The organism is Muribaculum gordoncarteri (assembly GCF_004803695.1).
Lineage (GTDB): Bacteria > Bacteroidota > Bacteroidia > Bacteroidales > Muribaculaceae > Muribaculum > Muribaculum gordoncarteri.
On the sequence record NZ_CP039393.1, the window covers coordinates 3,235,765 to 3,254,528 of the forward strand.

Consider the following 18,764-nt stretch of genomic DNA (forward strand, 5'->3'; position numbering starts at 1 on the left):
CACATTAGAATTTATGGTTGCCATCGGAAATGCACTATATGCCTGTATAGTTTATTTCATAACTTCTGTGATATGGTGTAATGCATTGCCAACTAACGCATATCGTCTCTTCAAATTCTAAATGACATGAAAAAGGTATTTGTTTTTTGCATAGGCGGAACAGGAATAAGGGTGATGAAAAGTATCACTATGCTTATGGCCGGAGGCATGGACACAAACGGATACGTTGTGGTTCCTATCATTCTTGATCCTCATCTTGATTTGGAAGAGAAGAAGAATCTTCATTCTTTAATTGCCGAATATCAAGAGATATATCGTCGTTCGATAAATAATGGCAATCAGACATTAAATCCTTTGTCTGGATTCTTTGGCTCGGACATTCGTACAATAGACGATTTGAATAACCAGACAAATGACACTCAGGAAACTGCCGGTAGTAAAGAGAAATTCAGATCATATATTGAGCTTGCCAATCTTGGGACAACCGACATCAATAATTTTTTAGTTGAGACCTTGTTTTCAACTAAAAATCTAAATAACCCCTTATCTGTCGGATTTAAAGGCAATCCTAATGTTGGTACTGTTGTCCTCGGCGAGATGATTGAGGGTGCTGAATGGTTCAAGTCGTTCAAACAACACTGTGAAAAAGATGACCGTGTGTTCATTATCAGTTCAATCTTTGGAGGAACTGGAGCATCTGGTTACCCCCTCCTTGAAAAGAAAATCCGTCTTTCTGAAAATGAACCCGCAGTTAAAAACGCTCTTATGGGGGCTGTTACTGTCCTGCCTTATTATGGGCTTAAGGATCCAGCGACTACTGGCAGTGACATTGATTCTGCGAACTTCTATACCAAGACCAAAGCGGCATTGGCATACTATCATGGGACAGTAAAAGCAGACTATCTATACTATGTAGGAGAAACGAGCCTTAAGCAAGTGTACGAAAATGATGAGAAGAAGCAAGATGACAAGGCAAATTTCATTGAACTTGTAGCAGCATCTGCTCTTTTCGATTTCCTGAAAAGAGGTGAGCCAACACGTCAACAGTTCCTTTCAAGAGCAATTGACGATGATAAAGAATCCTTGGATTTAGTCTCAATGGGGGCTGGTTATAAGGAACTAATCAAAAGTGTGGCTGATTTTATGCTCCTTAGATTACTTGTAGAGGAACTTCCGGAAGAAAGTTTCTTCCCGTTGAGTAAGAATAGAGGATTCAACTCATCATTCTATGGAGATTCCGCTTTCCAATCATTATTACGTTTTTGCAACGGTTATTATAATTGGTATTTGGAACTTGCACAAAACAAAAGAGCTTTCGCTCCTATCAATTTTGACAACCCAAAGAAAATGAGCGGATGGATAAAGACAATTGAGCTTGATGCCAAAGATGATTCTTATTATTTGCTTGAGATGACAAAAGTTAGTAATAAGAACAAGTCCAAGGACCATGAGAACAAATTCAGATTCTTTCTGCAATTTGCCTATGATGCCATAGATAAATACACCAAGAAGATTTACAAATAGAATATGTCAAGAATAGACCTAAACATAATAGACAGAGGAATCAAAGGCACGGAATGGATTGCCGAAGATGTTAGTCTTACGCCCGAACATCTTGATGAAGTGATGGAGCAAAAGACTGACAATAGCGGTGCTCTTAATTCTTTGCCAACACCTTTCGCTCGTTTCTTTGTAGCCCGCGAGGCATTTCGTCGTGCAATGGAGGAACATACGAATCCGAAAAAAGAAGCTGGTTTTGCATATCGTCAAATGGTTTCGGACATTCTTGATGTGTACGAATTACTGTTTAATCTGAAGTATCATAAGAACACTTGGACTGCTGGACAGAAGCTTGAGCTTCGAGAGTGGAACAGTGCCGAAAATCTCAAGAAGATAAAGAAGCTCATGCCAGTCTTATATAGTTCGATAAACGAATATTACAAGACGGACATTGGTGAGGACAAATTGTATTTTCTTGTCTTTACAGAGAATGGTAAAGATTTGCTTTTGGCAAGCACATCGCCAATGACAGGTTTCATCACTCCTCCTGATATGGACAAAGCCATCATAAAGGAGAATGGAGCAAATGTTGTCCATATTGCAGGAGAACAATATGCAGATCTGCACATACATCGTAAATCAGGAGGTGAATACTTTCGTGACATCAAGATGTTTGAAGAACGTGATGAAGACTTCAAGAATTACATGTATAATGAGGTCTTCGGATCAGAGACCGTAGATGACAAGTTCAAAGCGATTAAAGAATACATCAGAAGTTTCAAGAATGATACAGAAATTCGTAATGACTATCAATTACGACTAACAGGTGTAACGACAGATCAGAACGATGAACTTGTCATAAATGGGCTAAGAATCATGACGTCTGACGAAATTGATGTCAATAGTTTCTTTACTCCAACGCTAATCAAGGTTCCTTACAGAATTTCCAGAGACCACTTCGTTGCCGTAACTTATCAAAATGACAGTAGTGATCGTGATTATGATTATTTGCTTCCGTTTAAGCCCGAAGTCCTATCTCTTTTCCCTGAGAATAAGATAGATTCTGATGTTCATATAAACAGGAACTCTGTAACTGTATATCTTAGATACAATGGAAAAGAATACAAAAAGGAATATGGGAAAGAGGCATTAAATCAGGCATGGGGAACCATAATAGACTATAAAGCAGACTCAATCTCGTTTGATTTAGGAATATTCCCCAATATTCTCTCATCTAAGGCCAGCGAGAATAACTACTTTAAGGTAATGGTAATTGGTGCGGACACAGATCCCGAACCTCCATATTTCAACATAGATGAGATTTCTCTTCAGTTCTATAAGGATGGAGAACTTGTGAGAGAACAAGACAATCTTTCATCTGGTGTTAGATTTGGAGTTCGTCCCGCAGTAGTGCGTTCCCGGCAAAAAACAGACAATACTGAGGGAGGCACAAAATTCTATGAAGTATTCAACACCGATTTCAATGCCATAGAGATAGAGGTGCTGGGTAACACGGGGCTTGTTATACCTATATTCAAGCGTAGTACAGAGACAAACGACACGTTTACATATGCTATCGACCTTGGCACTTCTAATACGTTCATCTCGAGATGCAAGAATGGCGAAAACAATATGCCTGAATTGTTTAAGATGGAACGACCTATGGTTAACTATCTCCATGAAGTCCCATCAGATAAGCAGGTCTCATTGACCAATAGAATAGAGGGAACAATCTTTGATTTGGCTAAAAACCGCATCAAAACGGAGTTTATGCCTGCATATATTGATGGCGTTGATTACAAGTTCCCGATTAGAACTGCATTATGTGGTCTCTTGAAGAAGACTGATGACCCTGAGTTGTTTGACAATCATAACATAGCTTTCTTCTATGAGAGGGTTATGCCTGATGAGGATCAGAGAATTCTCACTGACATCAAGTGGGTTGAAAATGATGCAATGCTTCGTGTTTTCATTCGAGAGTTGTTACTCATAATAAAGGCTGACGTTCTTCAGCACAACGGTGATTTAGACCGCACAAAGTTGGTGTGGTTTAGACCATTGAGCTTTATGGGGAATATGAGAGAAACATATAAAGACGTATGGAATAGCGAGGCTGAGAAGATTTTAGGGATTCAGGCTAATCAAATTTCTTGTTTCTCAGAATCAGAGGCTCCCTACTATTTCTTTAAGAAGAAAGACTATATAAAGGACTCCGAAGCTGTAACAGTAATAGATATCGGCGGCGGCTCAACCGACTTTGTGTATTTCCGCAACAATCAACCCTTGATGGCTAATTCAGTACATTTTGGGTGTGATGTACTTTGGGAAAATGGTTTCATGGAATTTGATAATGAGAGGAAGAACGGAATCTATCGAAAATACGCTGATACTCTCAGGTTCAAGCGACAAGATCTTGAAGAGCTGAACATCAATTTCAAAGATATCGAAGCAACTAAAACAAAGGATATTATAAATTTCTGGTTAAGTAATTCAGAATTTTGTGATATTAAGAAGTTGTTAAGTCGTGATTTCAAGGCGGTATTCATATATCATCTTACATCCATATTGTTCTATATGGCATCAATGTATAAGGACTATGGATATGCCGCTCCACGTTCCGTGATTTTCAGCGGCAATGGTAGTAAATATATCGACAGCTTCATTAGTTCAGACAAGAAAATACTCAAGAAGATTATTGACCTTACTTTTGCAACTGTGTTTGGTGGAGATCATGATGTCAAACTGGAATTACCGGCAGAACGTAAGGAGGCAACTTGCTATGGAGGCTTGTATCGCGATTCAAATGCTCTTGATGTACCGAGTAAGACATATCAAGGGGATTTGTCGCAAAACTACAATACAGTAGGAGACATCAATAAGAACATGCAAGAATTGCGCAAGGAGTTATTGCATAAGTATGATGTCATGAACTCACTCTACAAAAGAGTCTTGGATTTATTAAAACAAGAACATATAATCGACAATACAGCCAATACAAAGGTATATGTGGATGCTGCCATGAAAGATTTAGGTACTCCATTTAAGACCTATTATCAATCACAAGTAAAGGAAGTCTATCAAGAAGAAGTGCCTTTATTCGATACAGTATTCTTCTTGCCTATTATTGACAGGATATTTGATTTAACTAATTTGAAAGCATAAATGAGCTTCATTTTCACCATACTCATTTCGATACTGGTATCGCTGATATTTGTCGGTCTTCAGATTCGATTCTTCAATGAGACCCGAAAGTATCGTATTCTTTTTGAAAACTTTTTCAAGAAGAAAGAACCTTACGGCACGTTCTCTAAGAAGGTTGGGGATGAATACATTCCACAACTGACGGAGGTCGGGGAGCCAAATTCTGACCTTAATAATCTCATTATGGAAATAAACCATTATATTGAGAAGACTAAAGGCACGACTGACTTTTCCGTAATACAAAATAAGGTTGAAAGAAAGCTGACCATGAGGTATGACCAATCTACCGCAAGGCTGTCATTTCCAACTTATCTTGGCCTCATGGGAACATTCCTCGGAGTATTCATGGGAATATTGATGTTTATCGGTGGCTTTGATGGAGCCGGGAATATATCAGATGATTCCATAAAGAATCTTTTGATTGGAGTCTTGGTTTCTATGTTTACAAGTCTAATTGGCTTGGCTCTAACTACGTACAATACCGCGGAATCCGGTGGAGCAAGAAAGAAAATAGAAGAAGATAAGAACGAATTCTTTGATTTTGTACAAACCGAACTCATGCCTTCGATTGACGTAAGTATGGTAGTCGCAATAACAAAACTTCATGAGACCGTAGATAAATTTGAACCGGCATTTGATAAAGTAATCAATCGTTTTCAAAATACGTTCGATAGATGCACAAAAGCATTTGGTGAAGATTTTGAAAAACACGTTAATGCTGTATCCAATGCTGTTGAAGTTATGGGTGAGAACATGGATAAAATCAATCAGAACATACGATTGCAGGAGATGCTTTTATCCACTCTGAAAAGCAACGAGATTGTACGTGGCTTAGATAGATATGTCGAAGCAGCCAACCATTTCATTGGAATTACTAAATCACTTGATAAGTTTGAGGAAGCAAGACGCATGATGCTCGCAGCAGCACAAGAGGCGATTGTTATTCAAAATAAATACAATGACTCACTGCGAGTGCCAAGAGAGATAGCACTGAAAGTCAACTCAATACTTGACCGAATCACAAAATTTGAACAGTCTATAAATGATGTTGGTGAATCATTGGCTAATCGACATGTGTTAGGGAATCAGGTTATTGAGGCGATACAGCGTCAAGTTCAAGGTATTTCGAAGAAAGGAAAAATTGCCGACAAGTTCCTTGAAATGGCAGATGGTAAACTTGAGGACTTATTCAGAAGACAAACGGAAGTTCTGGAAAGTATGAACGATCGATATAAAGATGCAATCGAAGGTCATATAGAAGGATTCGAGAATATGATTAAGGCTCAAACTTCACAACTTGAATCGCAACATGAAGAATTCATAACCGCGATTAAAGAAAAATTCAATATTGAAGATATTCGTGAGGAATTTACCAACCTAAGGAAATTAGAGATCATAGAGAAGCGATTGTCTGAAATTATAGGAGGAATCGTGAGTCCCAATAATGTCGAGGACATTCAAAAAGAGATTAAATCAGTGGAAACACAACTCCAAGATTTGAAAGTAGAGCTTGAAGCCATCAACAAGAATACCAGAGATAAAGAGAGTAATGGAGGTGGTGGTTTCTTCGGATTTGGACGACGTTAAAAATTGACTAAATATGGACGGTAAGAATAACGGTTCATTCTGGCCAAGTTACGTTGATGTTATGACGACATTGTTCGCCATAACATTGGTATTGTTCGTTGTGTCATTCGCCCGATTTAAGATAAAGGAAACGGAACTCAAAGAAAGCAACGAGATATTACAGACTCTCGTTGATGAATACGAAAATATCATTACTGTCTATTCTACAGTAAGTAAAATTGACTCAACGGAATATTTTGGGTACAATGAACAATATCTAAAACACTTGTTTACTGTTGATGTTGAGTATCAGACAAAAGAGTTCCATATTGACAGATTGAAGTTAGATAAGACGGATACTGTTGCTGCTAATAAGGTCAGAAGAGATATTCTTATAGCCGGTAATCTCGTAAAGTCAACAATTCAAAGTATTGAAAAATCAGATTCTGTAGATAGTAACATCAAATTTCTTGTTGTTATTGAAGGTCAATCGTCAAGAATTAGATTTGATGAAGGCCCATGGATGAATAATTACACATTGTCGTATCTAAGAGCACAGTATCTTAATAAATTTTGGAAAGAAAACGGAATAGATATAGATGCGATACCACGATGTGAGTTGATTATATCTGGCAGTGGAGAACAAGGCGTTCCTCGAAATATCCCAAATGAATCTAAACTACGTAATTCTTTCCCAAATCAAGCAGACTATCAGAAAGCCTGGAATGAAATTGAAATGGGGAATCAAAGATTTTTGATTCACATTGTTCCGGTTATCGGCAATATTGATGTTTCAAAAGAAAAAATAGACCATCTAAAAGGGAAAAGACTGTAATGGAACAACAAGATTTAAATGCTGAATATGGACGGATATTTGGCGTTGTCCATTATCCAACCCTTTTTGATAAGGATGATTCGGCATACAGCGAACTTCGTAAAGAAATCATTGATACACCTCGGTTGTTTACCTCGACAAATAAGTTGCCATTTGAAAGCATCTACGATTTTTCTATTGAACAAGAAATTGATTGTAATAGAGATTATCTTGAACAAAAACCGGGTAATACTGACCTATATGATGTCATTGTTGGGATTAGGAATCATGTCACAACAATTATTACCGGCATCTTATCTGTTTTAGGAGGGTACAAGCAAGCTACTGAAACATCTCAGTTCACGAATCCTTCAAAAAACAATCATGTATTTTGGATAACGAAAGCTGGTAGATGTAGAGCCTATGGATACTTTGACAAAGAGACTAAAAACTTTTATATTGGAGTAGGTAGCTTAATTTCAATAATTGATGATTCTGATTATATTGCATCTTCATCTTATAGGAATAGACACAGACTCATTGATAAATATGGCGTGAATATCGGAAACTATGTCAAAATTAAGAAGGATGTTAAATGCCGAACAGCGGTTGCCGCAGCAAGATATACTTTAGGAGCAATGGTTAATCTTGACTTATGGAAAGATTCGCAAGGCAAAACGTTATATGAAGTATATCCAGACTATTTCTTTCGTTAAAATGAATACCGAACCACAGAATTTAATTCCATTCTGCGGTTCGGTCTTGTTCTATTCAGATATTTGTGCTTGCTCTTGTTTGATGATTACGTTTCTGAGGCTATCCTGCTTATGTGTATTGTTGCCGAACATTATCTTTTCACGTGGAAGGATATAGTCATTCATATATTCCTCTGACATGATAGAGCGGTAGTTTCGGTAGAGCCATTCGACTTTTTCAAGCCGGGTGTTGTTGAGATACTGGCGGCGGTTGAAGTGTAAGGACGCTACGGAGATACCTATGAATGCCACCATTGCCAGTATCCATATTTTCGGACGAAGACCCCATACGGGCATATTGATATGATACTTCCCGTAATTGCGGAGGTCATGGGCCGCATCCTTCATGAACTGTACTTCCTTTGTTAGTGCGGCGTTTGCAAGATTCGCCGATCCTTTTGCCAGAGCCTCGTCAATCTCCTTGCCCACGTTGATATTTATTGCACGGCTGATTTGTTTTGCAATTTCTTCAGCAGGCACAGACACACTTATATTCGTTTTGCGGAAACTAAGGTCAATCGCTTTCATCTGATTTATCAGAACCTCCTTTATATCCTCATAAGAAGGAATTTGGCTGACAGTCTCGCCGATTTCGGCGACTTTCTCGCATAGCGGGACTATGTCGGATATGCGTGGCAGGTCTGTGGGCAATCCAACGTGTGCGGAGGTGTTTTGCGACTGCACATATTGGACTGAGCGTATCTGCCTGACAGCATCATCCATTATCTCACGGAGCGTTTCGGGAAGATTCTCAAACTGCGCCATTGAAGCTGCAAGTTTCTCATACTTGCGCCTGAGGATGGCGTAATCCTCTTCAAGATTCTGTTTAGCCATAATTTTATCTTCTCATTGATTTGCCATTTTTTCTTTTGCGCTTCGCTTCCTGCCGATCCATTTCGTTCTTGAATGCCATTTCCTCGGCATTTACTGACGGGCCAAGTGTAAACAGGTCTGACAACAAGCATCCTCCGACATTGACAGTTGCTTCCGCAACACTTCCAAGGGCGTCAACAATAGATGATGAAGGAGCATCACGTCTTGTCGATGCCTGATGAAGACCAATACCTGAATGATTATTCCGTAGCCGTTCAAACCGAGCATTGAGCCTGCCGTAACTGTAATCACGAGAAATATCGGAGGCCTTGAAGCGATGGTCACCCATTCGGAAAGACACTCCCTCAATGACATCTGAATTTCTGCGCTGCTTGAACTCCACCGAGATATTTCTCACAGCAAGGTTTCTTATCAGGTCATTCCAACTTCGGGATGAGGAAAGTGCATCTGATACCGTCATGCGAATTTCAGCCTTGGCGAGTTCCTTACCATGAAGATTTTCGGTCGACTGATGTTGGTTCTCACCGCCAAATGTCAGACCATATTTCAATTTCAGTGACTTGCACACGGCTATATTTCTACGGTAGTTATGCCCCGATGTTATACGCTTGCCGTCCTTGCCAATCATGTTATAGATGATATGGAAATGTGGCGAGCCTGTTTCAAGATGCCGCACGATGATGTGCTGTGTCTTATCAAGCCCCATGCCTTTGAGATAATCTCGAGCAATTTTCATCATCAGTTCATCGGTCAGCCTGTCTTTGTCGGCGGAATGAAAACTCACCGAGATGTGTCCGGCAGGAGACTTCACTCTCGGATTCAGCGAAGCCCCGGCTTCCATGCTCGCTATAATCTGTTCACGTGTCTCACCGATTATACCCTGCGAACCGATGATGCGCCATGTGTCGGAAGTGTAGATATTATGGTCATGGTTAACACGCATGACGTAGTCGACACATCCGGCAAAAGAGCGGCTTTTGAGATTTTTCGCTATCATTGGATATGTTGTTTCAGAATTTGATTTTGTTGAGAAGCCGTGAAAGCTGCCCGATTATACTCTCAATTTTCGGAGCCATTGACACCAATCCGACCGTATGGGCGAGCTTCAAAAGTTGGTTGAAGTTCACTCCGATTTTTAGAATCTGACGGATGTATTCCTTCTCATCGGGCGACAGCCTCGGAGAAATTTTAGCGTTTAATGTCGCTTCGCGGATGTACTCCGTCACCGTCATTCCTGCGAGTTCGGCACGGAATATCAGACGCTCGTCCTGTTCCTCGTCAAACCTCACCATGTGTGGCTTGCTCTTCTTCTTTTCGCCAAGAGAGGGACGGCCTGTTGTCTTCGGCTTCCTAATCTTTATGCTTGTATTATTTCTCATCTTCAATAAAAAATTGTTGATAAAATATCGACCATCGGGAGCGGAGTGGCAAGCCGTTCGGATAGTTGCTCCGAACCCTTTTTGATTTCAAAAAGGTTACCTTGCCACTCCCTTAAAACTTATTGTTTCAGTGAGTGTCGGCTACGCCGTGCACTGACGGTTTTGCTCCCTGCGGTCGCTATAGTGGTACACCAGTTTGATTGGCTGATCAGTCAGGACTTCAACTGATTGAGACTTCAGTTATCTGCCTAATCAGGCAATCAGCATTGTGCATGATTGGGGTCGTGATTGGTTGACTAATCAGTCATGCAATTCTCCACTCACAGACGCAATCCGTTCTTATAGTTGTGCCGGATGAGATAGTCATTGAAGTCACTAAACTGGCTATACTCAGTAGAGCGGTCAATCACTCGCTCGCCGAATGCTTCTGACAATACTGATAGCACTCGATGCCCTGCATCATCGTTATCAAGATAGCAGTTGATAACTTCGTACCGACTGAGATGCGACATCGCCTTGTTGACATTGGCAACCGAGTTCAGCACGATAGAATCTGTATCTGGAATTGCCGATATTGTCAAAGCAGAGAGGTAATCCAAGAATCCCTCGAACACGGCACATTCGATTGACACGGTGTTGCAATAATCAGGATTGTTCGGAATGCTGATATTTTTGGGTGAGATACAACCTTTGAAGTATCGGTTGCGCAACTCAACTCCGCTGGATATATTCGGGAATGCCACAGCAAAATACGGTCTGCCATTGAGGGTGTAATGAGCCTCCTTGCAATTCGCCTTGGCGATGTGTGCCGGGATACCCCGCTCTTTGAGGTAAGCGAGAAGTGCGGGATTTCCCAATGGCACGATTTTTATGTTCTCAAAACTCGGAGCATAGTGTCGCGGGGCATAAGAGGAAGCGACTGTCTGCGCCGATGGTACAGGGCAACACTTGACAATGCAGTCCATGAGATAGCGGATATCTTCGGAATGGTAGAGTTCCGCTGCAAGGTCAATTATGGTGCCTCCTTTTGCGATTCCGAAATCATACCAAGTGTTCTTATCAAGCTGCACTTTGAACGATGGTGTGTTTTCCTGTCGCAAAGGTGAGCGATACCACAATCCGTTGCCTCGTCTGTAAGCCGGTTCATAGCCGAGTTGGGACAAGAAGGTGGCTAAAGGGATTTTCTTAATCTCTTCTATCATGAGGGGTAAAATATTTTAGGTTGGATGGATATTGTGTGCTTCCGCAGTATAGGCCTTATATATACACTTCTGAACTATACTGTACTAATTCAATAGTAATATTGTGGGTTGAAGCGATAGGCCTTCGTTGCCTCGTCAATCTCAATCATCCGCTTGTTTGTAAGGAACCTTTTCAACCGTGAGATGATTGAATAACTGCGCTTGTAGCCGATTGAGGCATATCCATCGGTAAGTGCTGCTATCACAGCCTTGTATCCTTTAATGTCGCCATTGGCAAAGGTCGCCTCCAATGCCTGACGATGTTGCGCATCCGACAGTTCTCCATAGTTGAAGCCACGTTTGACCGTCTTTTTCCCGAATTCATGATCGTGTTCCTGTTTGGGCAGTCCTTCGTCATCAACCGAGAACGCCATAGGCTCCATGTCTATTGAGCGTATAAGAGGTGCGGTTACTTCGCTGATGGAGTTGTCATCAATGCTCTTGGCTATCTGGAGCACAGTCTCAGCCTTGTTGTTGAGTTCCGTGCCGATATGACCTCGCACATTATCGTCCGCCTTGTTCTGGTGAAGCACCGTGTGGATGTGTATCTGATAGCGGTCAGTCCATGACATGAGGCGAGTTATCACGTTGGTGGCTTCGGTGGCATTGTTGATGTCATACATCAGATCCCGGATACCGTCAATTATTACCAATCCTATGCCGGGAGTTGTGGATATTGCATATTCAATCATCGCCAATCTTTGCTCCGGAGAGTAAGGACGCAGGGAAGCAAACTTGAAATTTTTAGGGTGGCTGTCAACCGGAAGTCCGGCAAGCCGCAAAATGCGCCATATCACACGCTGGCAATGGTACGGACTCTGCTCAGTGTCAATGTAGAGGATTGTTCGCTTGTTCTCCGGCAATTCCCCGATGTATGCCATCACTTCGCCGTTCTTCAATGCCGCCGCGGTCAGTGCGGTCACGTTGAAAGTCTTTCGGCTCTTGGCTTTCCCGGTGGACGCGCTGAAATTGCCGAGAGTGCCGATTACCGCTCCATTGCAGTACAATACCTCCGTATCAGCCTTGCAGTTGTCGGTTATTTGCAACAGCGAGTTCTCCCACATCTCCGCCGGGGTCGGCGGCTGTGGCTGTTGTGTAGTGACAGGTTTCATCGGCGGGCGGCTTTGGACGTTGATACTGGCTCAAGTATGCCAATGGTGTTGCCATTAAGCAGTTTGCTCTGCGCCCAGTCAGCGAGTTCGGCAATACGGAAGTGGAGCTTAGTCCCGAACTTATAGAACGGCATGGAGCCGGATGAAGTCAGCTTATAGACCTGACTTTTCTTGATTTTGTAGCCGTTGGCATTGAGGTACTCCACCGCTCCGTCTATGTCAACGGAGTCGGCATCGTTGTAGGGCTTGGCGAGTGACATTATTTCGGTCATGCACTCCTTGACCGCCGATTGAATCATGTCCTTGACCTGATGAATCGGGATGACGATAATCTCGTTCATTTCGCAGATATTTTAATTTGAATTTTCTTAATTTTGTTAATACCTGCCGCGATTCACGGCCTCGGAACTATTCCGACGACCATATAACAACATAACTCATGTCGTTGGTTTTCTCCTTTTTGCGAATGGCAGAAGATTGGCAAATGAATGTCAGTATTCTGTCTGCAATCGGGAAAATCGGGGCAAATATTGGAATTTATACGTCAACCTCTGTTGACTTTGCAAAGTTGGCGATTCCAATCTTTGCGGATTGTAGAGTATATGTAGAGTCTATAATTGATTTTGTAGATTATCTGTTATGGCTCAGTATTTTCTCTACCGCCTTGACCTCTGTCGATGTTGCAAAGTTCGTGATGAAAATATCCACGGATGGGGTACTACCCCAAAATATCCCAAAATTGTATGGTTCATGGGATAAAAAATATCGGTACGACCTCGTAATTTGTTGAGGTTGTACCGATTAACTATTGGCGAAAATTTTGTCAGTCTCTCAATTTTGGGATACTAAATTGCTTAAAGATCTGACAATCACAATGAAAAGATGCGTTTAAACGCTGATTTCAGTGATCACAACGTTATTTCCCCAAGGCTGTCTATCGCCTGTTGCTTTCTTGAATCAACCACATGGAGATATTTCTCCGTCATTTTCAAACTCGCGTGTCCCATCAGCGATGACACGGTCTTGATGTCAGCTCCATTGTCAAGGATATTCACTGCGAAACTGTGACGGGCGCAGTGCCACGTGATATGTTTGTTGATTCCTGCGGCTCTCGTCCATTTATAAAGATGACGGTATATGGTGCGCCCCTCCGATGTTAGAGGGAAAATCAATGTACTGCGGTCTTCAGGCAAGTCTCCGATAAGTTTCATCAGATGTTCGTTCAGCGGCATTGTCACTCCACTATGTGCGCTCCTCCATTCGATTTTCTTCTGATTGAAGCGCAGTGTCATGGTCGTGAAGTCAATGTTGGAGTAAGTCAACCTCTCGATGTCACACTTGCGTATGCCTGTAAAGCAACTGAACAGGAATGCACGTCTTATCATCAGATTCTCTCCGGGATAATGCGTTATCATCATTCGCCGTATCTCGTCCATCGTCAGAATGTCCTTGGTCAAAATATTGACATCAAACTTGATGGACACGCCCTTGCATGGATCTTTCTTCATATATCCGGCATCAATGGCGTTAAGTACGACTCGATGAAACCAATGAAGGGATTTCTTCGGGCCCTCGCCAGTGCCGACTTTCTTGCAATATTCAGCAAATGCCATCACCATTTCTGTGTCTATCAAGTCCATTCTCAGAAATGTTGAGAATTTCTTGTATTTTGGGGAGGATTCCAAGAAACCTATAAGGCGGCTGTAAGACGTCTTGTATCCAGACTTGACGCCTTTAGTGAATGTTGTCGAGTTGCAATGCTGCTCACGGAAGTATTTGAGGAAGTCAATCTCAGTTTCGCCTTTGAGTCGATAGCCCTCACGGGATTCAAGAAACTCTTGTTCTTTTTCAAAACGTATTTTCTCCGCAAGCTGTAAGGTGTTCTTGTTCTGCAACCGCTCCTGGGCGTTGCGTGGTTTCAGCCAAATATAGAGATTCAGTTTCTCCCGGCGGCGCACATGTTTGATAGAATATTTCACACGACCTTTTGACGGGCCAGACTCGTAGATTACCTGCTCACCATTCTCATCAAGAACAGGAGTTTCGGAGCGACCGAGATAATATTCGAGAGAGAGACTTGCCCTGCCGTCCTGAAGTTCCAGTTGGACAAGTTTCGGATTTTGTCTGCTTTTATTTTCGACTTTCGCCATAAATCATTAAATTTGTGGTGTTAAGCAAAGATAGCGACAACTTGCCGAACGCAAAAATCGCCCTCAATATCTATTAACACTTGAATTGTACGAAATGTGTACGATTGGCGAAAAATAATCAAAAACAACGAAATTCACAGCAACGTCCAATTAACCTAACTGCCTAATACTCATTGCTGTTATCTTCCTATCGCTTTCTTGACTTTCCTCCTGCATTAACATACCTTGCAATGTTCATGTGGACATCCCTCCTAATATGAAATAAGGAAATGACTTTATCGGATATGCCCGGTTATATTCCGACCTGTGTGTTTCCCTGATTCCAATGCGCCGGATGGTGCCTGTTATCGTTATGCTTCCATAAATTTACAAAAAATCGGGCGCAATTCCTAACAACCGGAGAAAATTTTGTGAGCTTTATTTCCCGGCGATGGAGCCGGTGCCGATGCGCCAAAAAAATATGCACGGCGAAATGTTAAAAATTCAGCCGAATTTTTCGGACATAACCGGACATACTTGGACATAGCCGGACAATGCTCTTAATCACAAGAATTTGGCTTATTTTCAGATTTGCCAGTTTGCAGAATTATTTGTTTCTTTGTGTAGAGATTGACAGTTAAACCTGCCTTCAAGGAGTTCAACTTACCGATATTATTATAGAACTATCCATTGAACTGCAAGTATGATTTTCAATCTGTCTTGAGAACATTATTTTTATTGATGGATATATCTGTTTTTAGACAAATCTGTATCCTTCCTTACAGTTCAACTTATAGATATGGAATTGGAACTGTTTAATGAACGATAAAGATACAGTCTTATAGATTTATGTATCTGCAATATTATTTACTGTTTGATTGACAAATCTATTTATCTATAATTCATAGCTTGATGGCTTCAAGGCTTGACAGCTATGGGTGATAGACAGAACCCACCACTAAACTCCACATCCAAACCCGAACCAGACATGACTGACGAACCCAACCATTTCCGGCTCACTTAGCCGATGCCCTCCCGACAGCGGAGGAAGGTCGCTGCGAGCGGCATAGAAAGCTGTCAATCCACCCCGCATAGCATATGCCGGCACCGCTTCGCGCCGATGGAAGCCCGGTCTATCCGTGTCAGAAGATACGCTGACGGCCAAAGCTATGCACCCACCACTACATCCAAATCCAAATTAAATTCTATGACAGACCCCAAATTTGTCGCTTTCTCCACCCAGAAAGGGGGAGCAGGCAAAACCACTCTGACCGTTTTGGCGGCGAGTTACCTCTACTATGTGAAGGGGCTTAAAGTCCTTGTCGTGGACTGCGACTATTCGCAGTACAGCATCGAAGAGATGCGCCAGCGCGACAAAGACCTGATCGAGTGCAGCCCCCAGTTCAAGAAACTTTTTTCCGACAATCTGCGCCAGACCAAACTCGCACCTTATCCTCTCCTGACGGCAAAGCCGGAGGAGGCTATGCAGAAGGTACGCGAAATCATCGAGGACGGCAACGATATAGACATCGTTTTCTTCGACCTGCCAGGCACGGTCAATAACCGTGGTGTCGTCAACATTCTCAACTGCATGGATACGGTTATCGTGCCCGTCGCAGCCGACAAGGTTATCCTTGAAAGCTCACTCGCCTTCGCCCTGAAGATACAGGAGTGGCTCACTACCGGACGCACACAGGTCAAACAGATGTATATGCTCTGGAATCTCGTCGATGCCCGCGAGAAAACAGACCTCTACGACCAGTATGAGGCGGTTTTCGAGGAATACGGTCTTATGACGCTTAAAACCAAGATCCCGGATACCAAAAAGTATCGGCGTGAAGGGTCAAAGACACTCAACCGCGCCGTGTTCCGCTCGACGGTTATGCCGCCGGACAAGACACTGCTCAAAGGGACCCGTCTGTCGGAACTTACCGATGAATTGCTCGATTTACTCAAACTCTGACCGATATGGCAAAGAAATATGAGTCGGAAATCGATCCCGATGAGTTCATCAGGTCATTCAGAGAGGAGTCCTCCTCTCTGTCAACGCTGAAAAGGAAGCCTAAAGAAAGTCCGACGCCTGATACACCCGATTCGACAGAAGACAGGGCTGCCTCCACCAAATCCAGTCACGCGCCCGCGAAACAATCTTCTGCCGATACAAAACGGGAGGCCCAGTTCCGTGAACGATTTATCACGAGAACGACCTATCTGCGTCCACAGGTCAAATTCCTTATGGTAGAGATAGACCCGGTTCTGATTGGTAAAATCAAGAGGCTTATCGCTTTCGAGAACGGTTCCTGCTCCCTCAAATCCTATATCAACAATGTACTGGCATCCCATTTTGAGGAGTATGCCGATGTAATCAACCCCAAACTCTAACCAGCTATGCCCAAATCAGCATCAATCTCAACTATTTCCGACAGGAATTTCAGGGTAATACCGAAGGATGGCAGAAAAAATCCCGATGTTTCAACGCATATGGCTTCAAATGGTAAAGCCGTTATGGAAGCCGATGTATATGAAAACCCTTCTCTCCCGAATCGTACTCACGAATACATGGAACGATTCGTATATAACAATACGTATGCGGCTCCACAAGTCAAATACGTCACGACAGAGATAGACCCTGAAATTGTATGGAAAATACGTAGTATCCTGTTCGGCCGCAAGAAAGGGCGCGTATGCTCGCTAAAGGCTTTCATCAACAACGTACTGGCAGCCCATCTGGAGGAATATGCCGATGTTATCAACCAGCTTAAACTCTAACCAACTATGCCCAAATCCCCGTTTGTAACCATCAACGTGAATCCGGCCACTGACATAGATGTCAGAGCCGCCGAGGAGCGCAGGAAATATGCCGCCAAGTTTCTCCGGCCAGGCATTGTGCGCTCCAACACCAAAGTGTATATCTATCCCGAAGTCCATGCCGTCCTGAGCCGCATGGCAGACAGGTTCCGTGATACCGGCGCCTCCATCGGCTCGTATGTATCGGAGATCCTTCTCGACCACTTCGCCAACAACCGCGAGGTCATGGAAGGTCTCTATGACGAGAACAGCCAGCCTCTTTTCTGATGGAAACGCTGCTTATCATAGCATTGCTTGCAAGCAATGTGTGGCTTATCAGAAAAGTCCTGACAAAGCCGGATGTTCAGAGCGTCGGCAAAAATGAAAATGGCGCCGCGCCGGAACCACCGCCCGCAGATGAAGCTCCGCCTGAAGAAGTAGTAGGCAAAAGCTCCTTCGATGCCGACAAGTTCATGGACTCGTTCCGCGAAATCGCAAAGGAAGCCGCTACCGAAGCCGCAAGGGAGGTCGTGCCGCTTATAGTCATGGAACTCGGCAAACCCTCAGATGCCGGACTACCCGATACTCCCGAAGAAAAGCCGAGGATGCAAATCCCGCCCGAAAAGCTGGATGAGATATTCTCAACCCACTCCGTGAGTGAGCTTACCGGCGAAACTCCGCCTCCCGCCGAGGCAAATGCCGACGGTATAGACTTCGATGAAATGCAGACCGCCATGAAGGTGCTGAAAAATCAGCCTCACACCACTGAGGATGAACAGACTGCCCGACGGGTAGTTTCCGAACTTGAAGGCACCGAGATTATCGAATATGTCAAACTCGACCCGGTAGTGCGCAAACGCATACTGATGATTGAGTGTCAGTTGCCCGACATACCTGAAGATGCTCCGGCTCCGGCTGAGAAAACCGACGAGGCAATCGGTAAAGCCCGCAAGATTGTCTTTCATGCCGACATCGACACTACCGATATTGACGCCATCGACTTCAATATCCTTCACTGACCACCACTAAACCGCTTTAGCGCTTTGCTAAGGCAAAGAAATCCACAATCCAAATCAATTTATTTATGACTAAATTCTTCAAGTCGCTCTACAAGCGCATCGTGGAGTTTATGAACGCTCCCGGTATGCGCCGCCCTATGGCCGCCATGCTCACACTGATGATATGTGCCGCCAATCTCTATGCCGCCGGCAACGGTCTGGCAGGCATCAACGAGGCAACCTCGATGATGACCTCCTATTTCGATCCCGCCACGAAGCTGATTTATGCCATCGGCGCAGTCGTCGGTCTTATCGGCGGTGTCAAGGTCTATGGCAAGTTCAGCTCCGGCGATCCCGACACGAGCAAGACCGCCGCATCGTGGTTCGGTGCCTGTATCTTCCTTGTTGTCGCCGCCACAATTCTGCGCTCGTTCTTCCTCTAATCCAT

Annotated in this window: 18 protein-coding genes; 11 read left to right on the forward strand and 7 right to left on the reverse strand. The window is 43.2% G+C overall.

Annotated features, from left to right (window positions below; all coding sequences use genetic code 11):
- Window positions 1-126: 126 nt before the first annotated feature.
- Genes E7746_RS14050 through E7746_RS14070 form a run of 5 tightly spaced genes read left to right on the forward strand, consistent with a single transcriptional unit; the run spans window position 127 to window position 7,797 of the window.
- Window positions 127-1,524 carry an FtsZ/tubulin family protein gene (locus E7746_RS14050; RefSeq protein WP_123399952.1) on the forward strand — a complete coding sequence of 466 codons (1,398 nt, stop codon included), beginning with the start codon at window positions 127-129 and terminating at the stop codon, window positions 1,522-1,524.
- 3 nt (window positions 1,525-1,527) lie between these two features.
- Window positions 1,528-4,662, forward strand: a complete 3,135-nt coding sequence (locus tag E7746_RS14055) for a Ppx/GppA phosphatase family protein (RefSeq protein WP_123399954.1) — start codon at window positions 1,528-1,530, stop codon at window positions 4,660-4,662.
- On the forward strand, window positions 4,663-6,288 hold the full coding sequence (locus tag E7746_RS14060) for a hypothetical protein (RefSeq protein WP_123399956.1): 1,626 nt from the start codon (window positions 4,663-4,665) through the stop codon (window positions 6,286-6,288).
- A 13-nt stretch (window positions 6,289-6,301) separates the two neighbouring features.
- Window positions 6,302-7,102 carry a hypothetical protein gene (locus E7746_RS14065; RefSeq protein ID WP_123399958.1) on the forward strand — a complete coding sequence of 267 codons (801 nt, stop codon included), beginning with the start codon at window positions 6,302-6,304 and terminating at the stop codon, window positions 7,100-7,102.
- Window positions 7,102-7,797: a DUF4357 domain-containing protein gene (locus E7746_RS14070; protein ID WP_123399960.1), complete on the forward strand. Its 696-nt coding sequence runs from the start codon at window positions 7,102-7,104 to the stop codon at window positions 7,795-7,797. The genes E7746_RS14065 and E7746_RS14070 overlap by 1 nt, the downstream gene beginning before the upstream one ends.
- A gap of 51 nt (window positions 7,798-7,848) precedes the next feature.
- Here E7746_RS14070 and E7746_RS14075 read toward each other — a convergent pair whose 3' ends face one another.
- From E7746_RS14075 to E7746_RS14105, 7 genes are all read right to left on the reverse strand, one after another.
- On the reverse strand, window positions 7,849-8,670 hold the full coding sequence (locus tag E7746_RS14075; protein WP_123399962.1) for a hypothetical protein: 822 nt from the start codon (window positions 8,668-8,670) through the stop codon (window positions 7,849-7,851).
- 4 nt (window positions 8,671-8,674) lie between these two features.
- On the reverse strand, window positions 8,675-9,667 hold the full coding sequence (locus E7746_RS14080) for a relaxase/mobilization nuclease domain-containing protein (RefSeq protein ID WP_123399964.1): 993 nt from the start codon (window positions 9,665-9,667) through the stop codon (window positions 8,675-8,677).
- A gap of 13 nt (window positions 9,668-9,680) precedes the next feature.
- Window positions 9,681-10,049, reverse strand: coding sequence for a plasmid mobilization protein (locus tag E7746_RS14085; protein ID WP_123399966.1), 369 nt, complete (start codon window positions 10,047-10,049; stop codon window positions 9,681-9,683).
- A 320-nt stretch (window positions 10,050-10,369) separates the two neighbouring features.
- Complete coding sequence (locus E7746_RS14090) at window positions 10,370-11,251, reverse strand: toprim domain-containing protein (protein ID WP_123614186.1); 882 nt, start codon at window positions 11,249-11,251, stop codon at window positions 10,370-10,372.
- Between the two features lie 89 nt (window positions 11,252-11,340).
- Window positions 11,341-12,402, reverse strand: coding sequence for an AAA family ATPase (locus tag E7746_RS14095; protein WP_123400133.1), 1,062 nt, complete (start codon window positions 12,400-12,402; stop codon window positions 11,341-11,343).
- Complete coding sequence (locus E7746_RS14100; protein WP_123400135.1) at window positions 12,399-12,743, reverse strand: helix-turn-helix domain-containing protein; 345 nt, start codon at window positions 12,741-12,743, stop codon at window positions 12,399-12,401. The genes E7746_RS14095 and E7746_RS14100 overlap by 4 nt, the downstream gene beginning before the upstream one ends.
- A gap of 567 nt (window positions 12,744-13,310) precedes the next feature.
- Complete coding sequence (locus E7746_RS14105; protein WP_123400139.1) at window positions 13,311-14,552, reverse strand: site-specific integrase; 1,242 nt, start codon at window positions 14,550-14,552, stop codon at window positions 13,311-13,313.
- A gap of 1,186 nt (window positions 14,553-15,738) precedes the next feature.
- Here E7746_RS14105 and E7746_RS14110 point away from each other — a divergent pair.
- The 6 genes from E7746_RS14110 to E7746_RS14135 all read left to right on the forward strand — a co-directional run bounded on the left by E7746_RS14110 (window position 15,739) and on the right by E7746_RS14135 (window position 18,759).
- Window positions 15,739-16,494, forward strand: a complete 756-nt coding sequence (locus E7746_RS14110; RefSeq protein ID WP_136411222.1) for a ParA family protein — start codon at window positions 15,739-15,741, stop codon at window positions 16,492-16,494.
- Window positions 16,495-16,499: 5 nt separating this feature from the next.
- On the forward strand, window positions 16,500-16,913 hold the full coding sequence (locus tag E7746_RS14115) for a DUF3408 domain-containing protein (RefSeq protein ID WP_136411223.1): 414 nt from the start codon (window positions 16,500-16,502) through the stop codon (window positions 16,911-16,913).
- Window positions 16,914-17,090: 177 nt separating this feature from the next.
- Entirely contained in the window at window positions 17,091-17,300 is a 210-nt protein-coding gene (locus E7746_RS15150; protein WP_168184406.1) for a DUF3408 domain-containing protein, read from the forward strand.
- A gap of 6 nt (window positions 17,301-17,306) precedes the next feature.
- Complete coding sequence (locus E7746_RS14125; protein WP_136411225.1) at window positions 17,307-17,606, forward strand: DUF3408 domain-containing protein; 300 nt, start codon at window positions 17,307-17,309, stop codon at window positions 17,604-17,606.
- Window positions 17,606-18,337: a hypothetical protein gene (locus E7746_RS14130; protein WP_136411226.1), complete on the forward strand. Its 732-nt coding sequence runs from the start codon at window positions 17,606-17,608 to the stop codon at window positions 18,335-18,337. The genes E7746_RS14125 and E7746_RS14130 overlap by 1 nt, the downstream gene beginning before the upstream one ends.
- A gap of 125 nt (window positions 18,338-18,462) precedes the next feature.
- Window positions 18,463-18,759: a DUF4134 domain-containing protein gene (locus E7746_RS14135; protein ID WP_136411370.1), complete on the forward strand. Its 297-nt coding sequence runs from the start codon at window positions 18,463-18,465 to the stop codon at window positions 18,757-18,759.
- Window positions 18,760-18,764 lie beyond the last annotated feature (5 nt).

What these genes read in the sequence shown, in the direction of transcription:
- E7746_RS14090 (WP_123614186.1), bottom strand. Translation starts at nt 11,251, where the DNA reads ATGATAGAAGAGATTAAGAAAATCCCTTTAGCCACCTTCTTGTCCCAA.
- E7746_RS14065 (WP_123399958.1), top strand. Translation starts at nt 6,302, where the DNA reads ATGGACGGTAAGAATAACGGTTCATTCTGGCCAAGTTACGTTGATGTT.
- E7746_RS14070 (WP_123399960.1), top strand. Translation starts at nt 7,102, where the DNA reads ATGGAACAACAAGATTTAAATGCTGAATATGGACGGATATTTGGCGTT.
- E7746_RS14115 (WP_136411223.1), top strand. Translation starts at nt 16,500, where the DNA reads ATGGCAAAGAAATATGAGTCGGAAATCGATCCCGATGAGTTCATCAGG.
- E7746_RS14110 (WP_136411222.1), top strand. Translation starts at nt 15,739, where the DNA reads ATGACAGACCCCAAATTTGTCGCTTTCTCCACCCAGAAAGGGGGAGCA.
- E7746_RS14055 (WP_123399954.1), top strand. Translation starts at nt 1,528, where the DNA reads ATGTCAAGAATAGACCTAAACATAATAGACAGAGGAATCAAAGGCACG.
- E7746_RS14085 (WP_123399966.1), bottom strand. Translation starts at nt 10,049, where the DNA reads ATGAGAAATAATACAAGCATAAAGATTAGGAAGCCGAAGACAACAGGC.
- E7746_RS14135 (WP_136411370.1), top strand. Translation starts at nt 18,463, where the DNA reads ATGCGCCGCCCTATGGCCGCCATGCTCACACTGATGATATGTGCCGCC.
- E7746_RS14105 (WP_123400139.1), bottom strand. Translation starts at nt 14,552, where the DNA reads ATGGCGAAAGTCGAAAATAAAAGCAGACAAAATCCGAAACTTGTCCAA.
- E7746_RS14100 (WP_123400135.1), bottom strand. Translation starts at nt 12,743, where the DNA reads ATGAACGAGATTATCGTCATCCCGATTCATCAGGTCAAGGACATGATT.
- E7746_RS14060 (WP_123399956.1), top strand. Translation starts at nt 4,663, where the DNA reads ATGAGCTTCATTTTCACCATACTCATTTCGATACTGGTATCGCTGATA.
- E7746_RS14130 (WP_136411226.1), top strand. Translation starts at nt 17,606, where the DNA reads ATGGAAACGCTGCTTATCATAGCATTGCTTGCAAGCAATGTGTGGCTT.
- E7746_RS14075 (WP_123399962.1), bottom strand. Translation starts at nt 8,670, where the DNA reads ATGGCTAAACAGAATCTTGAAGAGGATTACGCCATCCTCAGGCGCAAG.
- E7746_RS14080 (WP_123399964.1), bottom strand. Translation starts at nt 9,667, where the DNA reads ATGATAGCGAAAAATCTCAAAAGCCGCTCTTTTGCCGGATGTGTCGAC.
- E7746_RS15150 (WP_168184406.1), top strand. Translation starts at nt 17,091, where the DNA reads ATGGAACGATTCGTATATAACAATACGTATGCGGCTCCACAAGTCAAA.
- E7746_RS14050 (WP_123399952.1), top strand. Translation starts at nt 127, where the DNA reads ATGAAAAAGGTATTTGTTTTTTGCATAGGCGGAACAGGAATAAGGGTG.
- E7746_RS14095 (WP_123400133.1), bottom strand. Translation starts at nt 12,402, where the DNA reads ATGAAACCTGTCACTACACAACAGCCACAGCCGCCGACCCCGGCGGAG.
- E7746_RS14125 (WP_136411225.1), top strand. Translation starts at nt 17,307, where the DNA reads ATGCCCAAATCCCCGTTTGTAACCATCAACGTGAATCCGGCCACTGAC.